The following is an 11,840-nucleotide window of genomic DNA, read 5'->3' on the forward strand; positions in this document are numbered from 1 at the left end:
CCCGCACGTGTTCTACCTGGACCGTGCCGCGACCACGCCGGTGCGCCGCGAGGTGCTCGAGGCGGCGTGGCCGTACCTGACCGGGGTGTTCGGCAACCCGTCGTCGACCCACGGCGTGGGCGACGCCGCGGCACGCGGGCTCGCCGACGCCCGGGCCGCGGTCGCGGCGTTCCTCGGCTGCCGTCCCGGCGAGGTCGTCTTCACCACCGGCGGCACCGAGGGCGCGAACACCGCCGTGAAGGGCATCGCCCTCGCCGCACCCCGTGGCCGACACGTCGTCACGAGCGCGATCGAGCACGAGGCGGTGCTCGAGAGCTGCCGGTACCTCGAGCGGTACCACGGCTTCAGCGTCACGGTCCTACCGGTCGACCGCGACGGACTCGTCGCGCCGGCGGTGCTGGCGGCCGCACTCCGTGCCGACACCACCCTCGTGTCGATCGCGCACGCCGACAACGAGATCGGGACCGTGCAGGACCTCCCCGCGCTCGCCGCCGTGGCGCACGACGTCGGCGCCCGCTTCCACACCGACGCCGTGCAGAGCGCCCCGTGGCTGCCGATCGGGCTCGACCGGCTCGGCGTCGACGCGCTCTCGTTCTCGGGGCACAAGCTCGGGGCCCCGAAGGGCACGGGCGTGCTCGCGCTCCGCGGCGGGGTCCCGCTCGAGCCGCTCCTGCACGGCGGCGGACAGGAACGGGGGAGGCGGTCCGGCACCGAGGACGTCGCGGGTGCCGTCGCCCTCGCGACCGCGGTGACGCTCGCGGCGACCGAGCGCGACACGGCGTCCGCCCGCGCGACGGCCACCCGGGACGCGATCGTCGACGGGGTCACCGGGACCGTCCCGGGCGCGGTGCTCACCGGCTCGCCCGTACGGCGGCTGCCCGGACACGCGTCGTTCTGCTTCCCGGGGGTGCCCGGGGGACCGGCGGCGGTGAACGGCGAGACCGTGCTGCTCGAACTCGAACAGCGCGACGTCGTGTCCTCGTCGGGGAGCGCCTGCGCCGCCGGCAGCGCGGAGGCGTCCCACGTCCTCACGGCGATCGGCCTCGACGACGAGACCGCGCGCACCGCGCTCCGGCTCACGTTCGACGCGGAGCTCACGGACGACGACGTCCCGGTCGTCGTCGCCGCGGTCGCGGACGCGGTCCACACCGTCCGAGCGCTCGGCGGGGCGTACTAGACGTTCTACTCCACAGTTGGGGGCGTGTCCCCCCTTCTGCCGACAAGTCGTGTCCGCAAGGATGGGGACATGGCAGACGTGATCGTGACCCGGACCGGGCAGGAGGACCACTTCCGGGTGGTCCAGCTCCTGCCGGCACCCGCGACCGTCGTCGCGCTCGCCCTCGCTGCGCAGCACGACCTCGGCGCCGCTCCGCTGGGGGTCGTCGCGGCCGTCGGCGCGCTCGCGACCGTCGCCAGCGCACTGCTCCCGATGCTCCGACCGACGGCGCCCCGACGGCCGATGGCCGCGCCGGTCGAGTCGGACCGCTACCGAGGGGACACCGGACACCCCCGAGGGTAGGACACCCCCGAAGGTAGGACACCCGAGACCAGCACCGGACGGCCCCGACCCCCGAGGGGCCCACGGTGCTGCTGACCGGACGCGGTTCCCCTGACCGCGTCCGGCGCGCGGGGCGCGACGTTCCCCTGTCGTCGCGCCCCGTCGCGGACGCCGCGCCCGTCGTGGACGCTGCGCCGGACCCTGACCGGCGCCGCACCCCCCTGTCAGTCCACGACGGGCCGCGGTGCCGCGGACGCACCCGACGGGGGCACGGGCGTCCCCGGCCAGAGGTAGTCGAGGTCGTCGGGCACGTCCGGGAACAGCGGCCGGTAGTGCTCCGGCGCCTTCTGCACGAGCTTCGACCGGTGCGACCGGTGCACGGCCGGGTCGGCGTTCCACGGCGGCACGGCGTAGTCGCCACGTTCGTACGCCGCCAGGTCCTCCGGGACGCGCCCGAGGTCGAGCAGCGTCTTCTCCAGGCAGGTGTCGACGTGGCCGCGCTCGAGCCAGACCCGGCAGGTCGCGTCCTGGTACGCCATGAGCGCCGGCCGGTAGCCGCGCCACATCGCGGTGACGGGGTGGTGCTGCCACCCGTAGCCCGGCAGGGTCAGGGCGCGCATCACCTGCAGCGTCTCGACGCGTTGCTTCCCCAACCGCTTGTCGTCGAGCACCTCGGCGGAGGCGCGGAAGTCGGCGTACGGCAGGAAGGTCTGCATCTCCCGGACGGTACCCGCGGCCGCTGGAACGCGACACAAGTCGTCACACCCGGGCACGCTCCCGACCACCGTGTGAGCATCGGACGCATGATCGGAGCACGCGTCGTCGGAGTCAGCGGCAGCCCCTCGGACCCCTCGCGGACGTCGACCCTCGTGGCGGCGACCGTGGCGCGGCTGGCGGAGGACCTGCCGGACGCCCGAACCGAGACCGTCGAGATCGGCCCGCTGCTCGCCGACCTCGGTGCGGCCTGGTCGCGCGAGGCGATGTCCGAGCGCACCCGTCGCGCACTCGAGGCGGTCGAGGCGGCGGACGTCCTGGTCGTCGGCAGCCCCGCGTTCCGCGCCGCGTACTCCGGCGCGTTCAAGCTCTTCTTCGACTGGGTGGGGCAGTACGACCTCGTCGACACCCCGGTGCTCCTGACCGCGACGGGCGGCAGCGACCGGCACGCGCTGCTCGTCGAGCACCAGATGCGTCCCCTGTTCGGCTTCTTCCAGTCGACGACGCTGCCGCTCGGCGTGTTCGGCAACGAGCGGGACTTCACCAAGCACGAGGGCGGCTACGACATCACGAGCGTCGACCTCGAGCTGCGGATCGACCAGGCCGTGCGTCGCGCGCTGCCGATCGTCCGCGGGGGCTTCGCGGCGGTCGGCGCCGACGACGTGCGCCGCCCCGCCGACTTCTAGCCGCCGACCTGTCGCCGGGGGCCGCACGCCACCAGCCGTTCGCCACCGGCCCGCCTGCGCGAGCGGGCAGGACACGCCGCCGGCCGGTCGCGGTGCGGTCGGTTCCCGTCGCCGACGGGCGTCGAGCGTGACGGCTCGTGCCGGCTCACGGCACGCGGGCCGGCCGGTGCGCGGCGCCGGACGGGAGGCGCGTGGCGGGGCCGCCACGCGCCTCCCGTCCGGCGCGGCTCACTCCGGCTGCGCGTCCGTGCTGACGAGCGACGCCACGTGCGCGACCGCCAGGCGGTAGCCGTCGGCGCCCGCGCCGACGATCACGGCCGTCGCGGCCGTCGCCACGTGGTCGACGTGCCGGAACGGCTCGCGCTTCCACGTGTTCGACAGGTGCACCTCGACGACGGGGACGTCGAGTGCCTCGACCGCGTCGTGCAGCGCCACCGAGGTGTGGGCGTAGGCCGCCGGGTTGATCACGACGCCGACGAAGTGGTCGAGCGCCTCGTGCAGCCACTCGACGAGCTCGCCCTCGCGGTTGGTCTGGCGGAAGTCGGCCTCGAGCTCGTGCACCGCCGCCTCGGTGTGCACGATCGCCTCGAGCTCGGCGAGCGTCACGGTGCCGTACTGCGCGGGATCGCGCCGCCCGAGGACGTCGAGGTTCGGCCCGTTCAGGACGAGGATCCGCCGCGGGCGTGTCGTGGTGTCGGTGGCCGGCTCGCTCATGGGGGAGAGCCTACCGAGCGCGCGGACGCGGGACGGCGGACGACGGTCGAGGTGTGTGAACGGTCACATCGCGTGTAACGTCTCCGTCCGGGTCGGCGCAGTTGCCGACTGCAACACACTGATGTGGAGATCGCATGGTTCTCGCTGCGGCGACCAACGGGATCCGGCTCGAACTGGGTTGGGTCGACTACCTGATGATCATCGTGTACTTCGCGGTGGTCATCGGCATCGGGTTCACGGCCAGGCGCCAGGTGCGCACGAGCATGGACTTCTTCCTGTCCGGCAGGTCGATGCCCGCCTGGATCACGGGCCTGGCGTTCGTGTCCGCGAACCTCGGCGCGACCGAGATCCTGGGCATGGCCGCCAACGGCGCGCAGATCGGCATGGCGACGCTGCACTACTACCTCATCGGCGCCGTGCCGGCGATGGTGTTCCTCGGCCTCGTGATGATGCCGTTCTACTACGGGTCGAAGGTGCGCTCGGTGCCGGAGTTCATGCTCCGCCGCTTCGGCAAGGCGCCGCACCTGGTGAACGCGATCGCGTTCGCGGTGTCGAACGTCCTCATCGCGGGCATCAACCTCTACGCCATGGCGATCGTCATCGAGGCGATGCTCGGCTGGCCGGAGTGGCTCGCCATCCTCGTGTCGGCGGCCTTCGTGCTCGCCTACATCACCCTCGGCGGGCTCTCGAGCGCGATCTACAACGAGGTCATGCAGTTCTTCGTGATCATCGCGGGCCTCGTGCCGCTGACGATCGTCGGCCTGCACCGCGTCGGCGGCTGGGGCGGCCTCACCGAGGCGATCAAGGAGACGCAGGGCGTGCAGCACCTGCAGACCTGGGCCGGTACCGGCATCGGCGACGTCACGAACCCGATCGGGGCGAACTGGCTCGCCATCGTGCTCGGCCTCGGGTTCGTGCTGTCCTTCGGCTACTGGACGACGAACTTCACCGAGGTGCAGCGGGCGTTCTCGGCGAAGAACATGTCCGCCGCCCGACGGACGCCGCTCATCGCCGCGATCCCGAAGCTGTTCATCCCGTTCATCGTCGTCATCCCCGGCCTCATCGCCGCGGCGGTCGTCGGCAACCAGTTCGCCTCGGGGGAGCTGACCTACAACGACGCCATCCCGAAGCTCATCCAGATGTACCTGCCGACCGGTGTGCTCGGCATCGCGGTGACGGGCCTCCTCGCCTCGTTCATGGCGGGCATGGCGGCCAACGTGTCCTCGTTCAACACCGTCTTCACGTACGACATCTGGCAGCGCTACATCAAGCCGAACATGCCCGACGTGCACTACCTGACGACCGGCCGCTGGGTCACCGTCGTCGGCGTGGTGATCGGCATCGGCACGGCGTTCCTCGCCGCACAGGCCGGCAACATCATGACCTACATGCAGACGCTGTTCTCGTTCTTCAACGCACCGCTCTTCGGCGTCTTCATCCTCGGCCTGCTCTGGAAGCGGATGACCACGCAGGGCGCGCTCTGGGGTTACGTGCTCGGCATCGTGACGCCGACCATCACGTGGGTCGCGTACCTGGTGAACCCGAAGCTGTTCTCCACCGCGACCGCGGAGACGATGTACGGCGCGATCATCTCGTTCGTCACGGTGCTCGTCGTCGGGGTCCTCGTCTCGCTCGCCACGAAGCCGAAGGACGTGTCGGAGCTCGGCGGCCTGGTCTACGGCGTCGGCAAGATCGACATGACCGCCGGGGCCGTCGCGACCGACACCGCCTGGTACCGCTCGCCCGCCCTGCTCGGCACCGTCGCCCTGGTGCTGTGCGTCGCCCTCTACCTGCCGTTCCTCTAGGCCCGGACCCGAAGGAGAACCACCGTGCGTGAGAACACCACCGCGCTGACCGAGGAGCAGGCAGCCCTCGTCCGCTCCACCCGACGACTCGACCTGCGCCGCATCCTCGGCGGCCTGTTCGTGCTCTACGGCGTCATCACGACCATCGTCGGCATCGTCCACTGGGACACCGACCCGCAGAAGACCGGGGGCATCCACATCAACCTGTGGGTGGGACTGTCGCTGCTCGTCGGCGGCCTGCTGTTCTTCCTCTGGGACCGGCTGAACCCGGTACCGGCGGAGGACATCATCGGCCAGGCCGAGGCCGAGGCCGACCAGCGCGCCGCCGGCGAGGGGCGCGACCCCGCCTGACCCAGGCTGTCTCCCGCTCGGTGGGAACGGGCGTCCCTCGTCGGAACGGGCGTACCTGGTCGGATCTCCCGTCCAGCTACGCCCGTTCCCGCTTCCCACCGCACCGGTCCTGGGAACGAACGAGCACGCCCGGCCGGGAGGCACGGGTCGGTTCCGCCACGGAACGGTTGCGCCCGGTGCGTGGCCGGGCCAGGTTGGTGGTGACGAAGGGAACCACCGTGGACCAGATGGTGTTCATCAACCTGCCCGTTGCCGACCTCGACCGGGCCGTCGCCTTCTACGAGGCGCTCGGCTACGCGACGAACCCCGAGTTCACCGACGAGACCGCCGCGTGCATGGTCGTGAGCGACACGGTGTACGTGATGCTCCTCACCCACGCGAAGTTCCAGGAGTTCACCGACAAGGCGATCGCCGACCCGGGCACGATCGAGGTCATCAACTCGCTGAGCGCCGCGTCGAAGGACGAGGTGCACCGCATCGTCGACGCGGCCGTGATGAACGGCGGGGACGAGGACCGGCCGGAGGTCGACCTCGGCGTCATGTACCAGCGCAGCTTCACCGACCCGGACGGCCACCGGTGGGAGTACGTCTGGATGGACCAGCAGGCGATGGGCGGAGCGGCGGGCCAGGGCGGCACGGAGGACGAGTAGCGCCGCGTCGGCGGTCACCGCCAGGATGGAGCGGTGAGCACCGACCCCGCGATCGCCCCGTCCGACCTGGTGACCGGGCCCGACGGACTCGCGCGCCCCGTCTGGGCGGCGGCCGACCCGATGCTCCGCGACTACTACGACACCGAGTGGGGCATGCCCGTCCACGACGAACGGGGCGTGTTCGAGCGGCTCTCCCTCGAGGCGTTCCAGTCCGGCCTGTCCTGGCGCACGATCCTCGCGAAGCGCCCGGCGTTCCGCTCGGCCTTCGCCGACTTCGACCCGGACGTCGTGGCGCGGTTCGACGAGCACGACGTCGAGCGCCTGCTGGGCGACGCCGGCATCGTCCGGAACCGGGCGAAGATCCGCGCGACGATCACGAACGCTGCGGCGACGGTGGCGCTCCGCGCGGACGGTGGTCTGGCCGACCTCGTGTGGTCGTTCCGGCCCGATGCCACACCCGCACCCCGCACGGCCGCCGAGGTGCCGACCACGAGCGACGCGTCGACGGCGCTCTCGAAGGCACTCCGCGCGCGGGGGTTCGCCTTCGTGGGGCCGACGACGATGCACGCGCTCATGGAGGCGCTGGGGATCGTCGACACGCACCTCGTCGGCAGTCACCGGCGGGGCACGTCCGGCGTCTGGCACTGACGCGGCCCGGATGCCCGGAGGCGGTCGGGGTGCCCGGAGCCGGTCCGGGTGCCTCGCGCGATCAGGTCAGCGGCAGCTGCATCTGCGTCGAGGTGACGCGGTACCCGAGCTGCTCGTACAGGTCCTGCGCGCCCGTGTTGTAGCCGAACACGTTGAGCCCGATGCTCGTCGCGCCGTGCTCGCGGGCGACCCGCTGTCCGGCCTCGAGCGCACGTCGGGCGTGTCCGTTCCGGCGGTGGGCGGCGTCGATCTCGACGTCGAACACCCACCACTCCGTGGTGGCCTCGGCGGAGAACGGGCCGATCCACAGGTACCCGACGACCGCGTCGTCGTCGTCGAGCACGTCCCAGACGAAGTGGTCCGGCAGGGGAGCGCCACCGGGGAACCAGCGGTCGCGGGACCCCTGGGCATTGGCCTCGGCCCGCGTGCGGCTCTCGCCGGACCGCATCCGCGAGGCGACGTACTCGGTCATCGTCCGGTCGAGCCAGGCGGGGACCCGCTCGGCCGGCATCGGGACGAGCCGAGTGCCGGTCACCGGTTGCCCTTTGAGCCGCGCTTCGGCTTGCCGTTGCCGAGTCGCTGCGTGCCGGGACGGCCGGAGCCGCGGGGCTTGCGCGCGCCCTTGCCGCCGGCCTTGCCACCGGAGGCCTGCTTCGCGGTCGCCTTGCCACCGGCGCCGGAACCGGCACGCTGCCCGCGTGCGCCGTCGTCGTCGGCGCGGGACGGGCCTCCCGGCCGGTCCTGGGCTGCCCGCGAGCTGTTCGCGGTCCGCCCGCGCACCACGCCGATGAACTCCTCCGTCGTGTCGGAGGCGTCGGTGTCCCGCCAGACCAGCGCGACCCGTGTGCCGGCCGAGCCTTCCAGCGGGCGGGCGACCAGGTCCTTGCGGCTCGCGGCGCGGAAGAGCGACTGGGGGAGCACCACGACGCCGACGTTCGCCTCGACCAGGTCGAGTGCGGCCGGGATGTCCGCGGGGACGGGGCCGGCGTCGACGACGTGCACCGTTGCCAGGTCGGCGTCGGTGACCGTGTCGGCGTCGGCGAGGGGGGAGTCCTTCGGCATCGCGACGACCGCGGTCTCGGTCCAGAGCGGGATGCTGTTGAGGTGCGCGCCGACGGGCATCCGCGCGAAGGCCATGTCGGCCTCCCCGGTCAGGGCCTCGTCGACCTCGTCCGGACCGATCGGGAGCAGGCCGAGGGTGGTGTCCGGGAAGCGGTCCCGCCAGACCCGGACCCACTTCGCGGGGGAGACCCCCGGGACGAAGGCGATGGTGAGGGCCGCGGTCATGCAACCGAGTGTAGGGGCCGTACCCTGGTACCCATGGCGCAGGAACAGACGATGAAGGCCGAGACGGCTGCGAAGAAGCTCGGCATCCTGCTGGCGGCCGCCCCGGAGTCGTTCCGCGAGGGCCCCGTCACGCGGACGGCCTTCGACGAGCTCCGCACCGAGCCGCCGGCATGGCTCGAGGAGCTCCGCCGCGAGGGACCGCACCCCCGTCCCGTCGTCGCGCAGAAGCTCGGCATCTCCATCTCGGGCCTCACCCGCGCCGGGGTCGACGAGCCGCTGACGACCGCGGAGATCAAGGCGCTGCTGCAGGAGATGCCCGAGTGGCTCGTCCGCGAGCGCGCCACCCAGGCCGAGGTGCACAGCGAGAACGCCCGCGTGAAGCAGCAGCGAGCCGACAAGGCCGCCGCTCGCGCCCAGGACTGACCGAGCGGGACCACCGTGCACGAGACCGTCGCCGACGCGATGCTCGTCGTGCCGCAGTTCGCCTCGGTGTGCTGCATCGTCGGTGACCGCTACCGTCCCCGTCCCGGCGTCATCGTCCCCGCCTCGGTGATGCTCGTGGCGATGCTCATGCCGGTCGTGGACGCCGGGGCGTCCTGGACCCTGCTGGCCGCCGCGGTGCTCCTCCTGCTGGCCCCGCTGCCGGTCGTGCGTCGTCGACGTGCGGACGGGCGCCGTGCCGAGCCGATGGACGTCCACCGTGCGCTGTCGTCGGTCGTGATGGCGGGCATGCTCCTGATGGGGCACGCCACCGGGCTGACCGACGGTCACGCCGGGCACGGGATCGCGCTCTCGGCGGTGCTCGGCGCCGGGGTGGTCGGGTACTGCGCGTTCAGCGGGTGGCTGCTGCGCCACGAGTGGGGACGCGAGGACCGTCGCGCCGTCCGGAGCGGCGAGGTGTTCGCCATGACCGTCGCGGTGATCGGCATGACGCTGGCGATGTAGCGGGAGCGGCGTCCCTTGCAGCGGCGTCCCGCGCAGCCGCGTCCCGCGGTACCGTCGGGACGTGTCCGATCGTCCCGTCCGCCGCCCCGATGCCGCGCCACGCCCCGCCGCGCCACGTCTCGACGAGGTCGACGAGCGCATCCTCTGGACGCTCGCGGCCGACGCCCGCATGCCGAACAACCGCCTGGCGGCAGCCGTCGGGGTCGCGCCCTCCACGTGCCTGACGCGGGTCCGGGCACTCGAGGACGCCGGGCTCATCCGCGGGTACCGGGCGGACGTCGACGTCGCGAAGCTCGGCTTCGCGATCGAGGCCATGGTGTCCGTGCGCGTGCACGCAGCCGCACGACACGAGCTGCGTGACTTCGCCAAGCGCCTGCTGCGGGTCCCCGTGGTGCAGGACGTGTCGTTCCTGGCGGGCGACAAGGACTTCCTCGTGCACATCGCGTGCACGTCGACCGAGCAGCTGCGGGACTTCGTCGCCGACGAGCTGAGCGGCGACCCGGCCGTCGCGACGACGCAGACGAACATCGTGTTCGAACGGCTCGTCGCCGACCGCTCGCACCAGGGACGGTCGTTCGACGAGCTCCGGCGCTGGCGGGCCTGAGCGCCGCCCGCGCACGTCCGGTCGGCTAGCGCGTGCGGGTCATCGGCACGTGCGGGATGGCGTCCTCGAGGAAGTCGTCGCCGGACCGCACGAAGCCGAACCGGGCGTACCACTGCTCGAGGTGGGCCTGCGCGTTGATCGCGATCGACCCGGAGCGCGACTCGGCGATCGCGGCCTCCATGAGCTGCGCGCCGAGGCCCTGCGACCGGGCGTGCCGTGCGGTGGCGACGCGACCGATGCGCTCGGTGCCGTCCTCCTCGCGCAGGAGTCGCAGGGTGGCGTCGACCGAGCCCTGACCGGCCCAGAACTGCAGCGTGCCCGGCTCGAGGTCGCGGCCGTCGATGTCCGCGTACGCGCACTCCTGCTCGACGACGAAGACGTCCTGCCGCAGGCGGAGGATCTCGTGCAGCGTCACGATGTCGAGGTTGCGTGTCGGGGCGTTGAAGATCGAGACCACGTCCGGCCTTTCCTGAGAGTTCCTCCCGAGACCGGGTGCGGTCCGGTGGGGTTCGGCGTACAGTGCCGGTCAACCACTCTACGTGCGCAGCCGAGATCAGGAGGTGAGCGCATGGACCAGCCGTTGCGCGACCCCTGGCGCGCGCTGCTCCGGACCGCCGTCGTCGGCGTCGGGGTCGCCGCTGCGCTCGTGCTGCTGTCGCTGCTCTTCGGTGCCCGTCCCGCGTCCGCCGCGGAGGGCCCGGCCCAGCACCGCGGGCTCGTGGGCGGGCTCGTGCAGGACGTCGGCGGCACCGTGCAGGGCGTGACCGACGGCGTCGGGACGACCCTCGGGTCGGCCGTGGCACCGGTCCGCGGGGTCGTCGCACCACCGGCACCCGCTCCGGCTGCCTCGGCACCGGCCGCACCGCCGGTCGCGGTCCACGCTCCGAGCGCACCAGCACCCGCACCAGCCGCGGCACCGGCTCCGTCGCACACCGTCCCGGTCCGTCCGGCCCCCGTGCACGCCACGCCGACCGTCCCCGCGCCGGCACCCGCCGTCGACCACGCGCCGACCGCGACGCAGCCGGCCGTCCCCGCGACGGGGACCGGCGCGACGGGCGGGGGCAGTGCCTCCCGGCCGCTCACCGACGCCGTCACCGGCGTGGTCCGTCCCGTCACCGACGCCGTCCGCGGGGTCACCGACGGACGGCCCGTCAGCGGCGTCGTCGCGACCGTCGACGAGGTCGTCGGCGCCCTGCCGGTGACCGGCGACCTGCTCGGCGACGACACGGTCGGTGCCGTCACCGCCCCGGTGACGGACCTCGTCGACGACGTGGTCGGCGGTGTCGGCGGCACCGTCGGCGACCTCCCCGGCACGGTCGAGCAGGTGCTCCCGCCCGTCGAGGCGGTCCTGCCCGTCCCGGTCGGGCCGGTCCTGCCCGGGACGCTGCCGCCGGTCCTGCCCGGATCGCCCTCGCCCGTCCTGCCGGGAGGCGCGACCGGCGTCACCGACGTCGTCCCGACCCCGGTGGGCGGCCCGGTGACACCGCCCGTGGCAGCTCCTGCCGGCCCCACCGGTCCGGCTGCCGGCGACGTCGCGCTGCCGCGAGCCGCCTCCTGCGAGGCGCACCCGGCAGCCCCGCAGGAACGAGCGACCGCCGAGCGGACGGGCGGCGTGGCGACCGTCGTCGCGGCACCGGCCGCGAGCCCCGTCGCCGGCTCCGCGGTGACGTTCGGCGGGCGTGCCCTGCTCGTGCCGGCGGACGGTGACGGCCACCACGGCCTGCCGGTCGGCCCCGAAGCCTCCGGCACCGCCGGCGGATCGTCCTCCGGCTCGGCGGGCGCTGCGCCCGTCGGCGTCGACGGCACCGCCGTGGTCCGGTTCTCCCTCGCCGCGGGGTCGCGCGGCGCCCTCGCCGACGACGTGGTCCCCGCGTCGGTCGTCGGCGACCACGACGTCGCTCCTGACTGAGGTCGGTGCGCCTGTCCGCACGGCAGGCA

Annotated in this window: 16 protein-coding genes; 11 read left to right on the plus strand and 5 right to left on the minus strand. The window is 73.2% G+C overall.

Annotated elements, in window-relative coordinates:
* Positions 1-7 precede the first annotated feature (7 nt).
* Both QUG92_RS00970 and QUG92_RS00975 read left to right on the plus strand, forming a co-directional pair.
* Positions 8-1,177, plus strand: coding sequence for a cysteine desulfurase family protein (locus QUG92_RS00970; RefSeq protein ID WP_182047780.1), 1,170 nt, complete (start codon positions 8-10; stop codon positions 1,175-1,177).
* A gap of 69 nt (positions 1,178-1,246) precedes the next feature.
* Positions 1,247-1,519 carry a hypothetical protein gene (locus tag QUG92_RS00975; protein ID WP_289457298.1) on the plus strand — a complete coding sequence of 91 codons (273 nt, stop codon included), beginning with the start codon at positions 1,247-1,249 and terminating at the stop codon, positions 1,517-1,519.
* A gap of 203 nt (positions 1,520-1,722) precedes the next feature.
* Here the strand turns inward: QUG92_RS00975 and QUG92_RS00980 are convergent, their stop codons facing one another.
* Positions 1,723-2,214 carry an MSMEG_6728 family protein gene (locus tag QUG92_RS00980; RefSeq protein WP_069712082.1) on the minus strand — a complete coding sequence of 164 codons (492 nt, stop codon included), beginning with the start codon at positions 2,212-2,214 and terminating at the stop codon, positions 1,723-1,725.
* An 87-nt stretch (positions 2,215-2,301) separates the two neighbouring features.
* Between QUG92_RS00980 and QUG92_RS00985 the strand changes: the two genes are divergently transcribed.
* Positions 2,302-2,898, plus strand: coding sequence for an NAD(P)H-dependent oxidoreductase (locus QUG92_RS00985; RefSeq protein WP_182047786.1), 597 nt, complete (start codon positions 2,302-2,304; stop codon positions 2,896-2,898).
* Positions 2,899-3,126: 228 nt separating this feature from the next.
* Here QUG92_RS00985 and aroQ read toward each other — a convergent pair whose 3' ends face one another.
* Positions 3,127-3,612 (minus strand): type II 3-dehydroquinate dehydratase, encoded by a 486-nt coding sequence (gene aroQ / locus QUG92_RS00990; RefSeq protein ID WP_289457300.1) that lies wholly within the window; start codon positions 3,610-3,612, stop codon positions 3,127-3,129.
* A 134-nt stretch (positions 3,613-3,746) separates the two neighbouring features.
* Here aroQ and QUG92_RS00995 point away from each other — a divergent pair, with 134 nt between their 5' ends.
* The 4 genes from QUG92_RS00995 (at position 3,747) to QUG92_RS01010 (ending at position 7,066) form a co-directional block, all read left to right on the plus strand.
* Entirely contained in the window at positions 3,747-5,417 is a 1,671-nt protein-coding gene (locus QUG92_RS00995; protein ID WP_182048025.1) for a sodium:solute symporter family protein, read from the plus strand.
* 24 nt (positions 5,418-5,441) lie between these two features.
* Positions 5,442-5,768, plus strand: a complete 327-nt coding sequence (locus tag QUG92_RS01000) for a hypothetical protein (protein ID WP_069712085.1) — start codon at positions 5,442-5,444, stop codon at positions 5,766-5,768.
* A gap of 200 nt (positions 5,769-5,968) precedes the next feature.
* On the plus strand, positions 5,969-6,418 hold the full coding sequence (locus tag QUG92_RS01005; RefSeq protein WP_259346278.1) for a VOC family protein: 450 nt from the start codon (positions 5,969-5,971) through the stop codon (positions 6,416-6,418).
* Between the two features lie 33 nt (positions 6,419-6,451).
* Positions 6,452-7,066, plus strand: coding sequence for a DNA-3-methyladenine glycosylase I (locus tag QUG92_RS01010; protein ID WP_289457338.1), 615 nt, complete (start codon positions 6,452-6,454; stop codon positions 7,064-7,066).
* Between the two features lie 61 nt (positions 7,067-7,127).
* Here the strand turns inward: QUG92_RS01010 and QUG92_RS01015 are convergent, their stop codons facing one another.
* Entirely contained in the window at positions 7,128-7,601 is a 474-nt protein-coding gene (locus tag QUG92_RS01015; protein ID WP_289457340.1) for a GNAT family N-acetyltransferase, read from the minus strand.
* Positions 7,598-8,353 carry a LysR family transcriptional regulator substrate-binding protein gene (locus QUG92_RS01020; protein WP_289457343.1) on the minus strand — a complete coding sequence of 252 codons (756 nt, stop codon included), beginning with the start codon at positions 8,351-8,353 and terminating at the stop codon, positions 7,598-7,600. Before QUG92_RS01020 ends, QUG92_RS01015 begins: the two co-directional genes overlap by 4 nt.
* 33 nt (positions 8,354-8,386) lie before the next feature.
* Here QUG92_RS01020 and QUG92_RS01025 point away from each other — a divergent pair, with 33 nt between their 5' ends.
* From QUG92_RS01025 to QUG92_RS01035, 3 genes are all read left to right on the plus strand, one after another.
* Positions 8,387-8,776: a DUF5997 family protein gene (locus QUG92_RS01025; RefSeq protein WP_182048020.1), complete on the plus strand. Its 390-nt coding sequence runs from the start codon at positions 8,387-8,389 to the stop codon at positions 8,774-8,776.
* 15 nt (positions 8,777-8,791) lie between these two features.
* Positions 8,792-9,298 (plus strand): hypothetical protein, encoded by a 507-nt coding sequence (locus QUG92_RS01030; protein ID WP_069712088.1) that lies wholly within the window; start codon positions 8,792-8,794, stop codon positions 9,296-9,298.
* 61 nt (positions 9,299-9,359) lie between these two features.
* The gene (locus QUG92_RS01035) at positions 9,360-9,902 is read left to right on the plus strand and encodes an Lrp/AsnC family transcriptional regulator (protein ID WP_289457347.1); all 543 of its coding nucleotides are present in this window, start codon (positions 9,360-9,362) and stop codon (positions 9,900-9,902) included.
* A 25-nt stretch (positions 9,903-9,927) separates the two neighbouring features.
* Here the strand turns inward: QUG92_RS01035 and QUG92_RS01040 are convergent, their stop codons facing one another.
* Positions 9,928-10,359 (minus strand): GNAT family N-acetyltransferase, encoded by a 432-nt coding sequence (locus tag QUG92_RS01040; RefSeq protein ID WP_182048017.1) that lies wholly within the window; start codon positions 10,357-10,359, stop codon positions 9,928-9,930.
* Between the two features lie 111 nt (positions 10,360-10,470).
* Between QUG92_RS01040 and QUG92_RS01045 the strand changes: the two genes are divergently transcribed.
* Positions 10,471-11,811, plus strand: a complete 1,341-nt coding sequence (locus QUG92_RS01045; RefSeq protein WP_289457350.1) for a hypothetical protein — start codon at positions 10,471-10,473, stop codon at positions 11,809-11,811.
* The last annotated feature ends 29 nt before the right edge of the window (positions 11,812-11,840 follow it).

This window comes from Curtobacterium citri (assembly GCF_030362955.1).
GTDB classification, from domain to species: domain Bacteria; phylum Actinomycetota; class Actinomycetes; order Actinomycetales; family Microbacteriaceae; genus Curtobacterium; species Curtobacterium citri.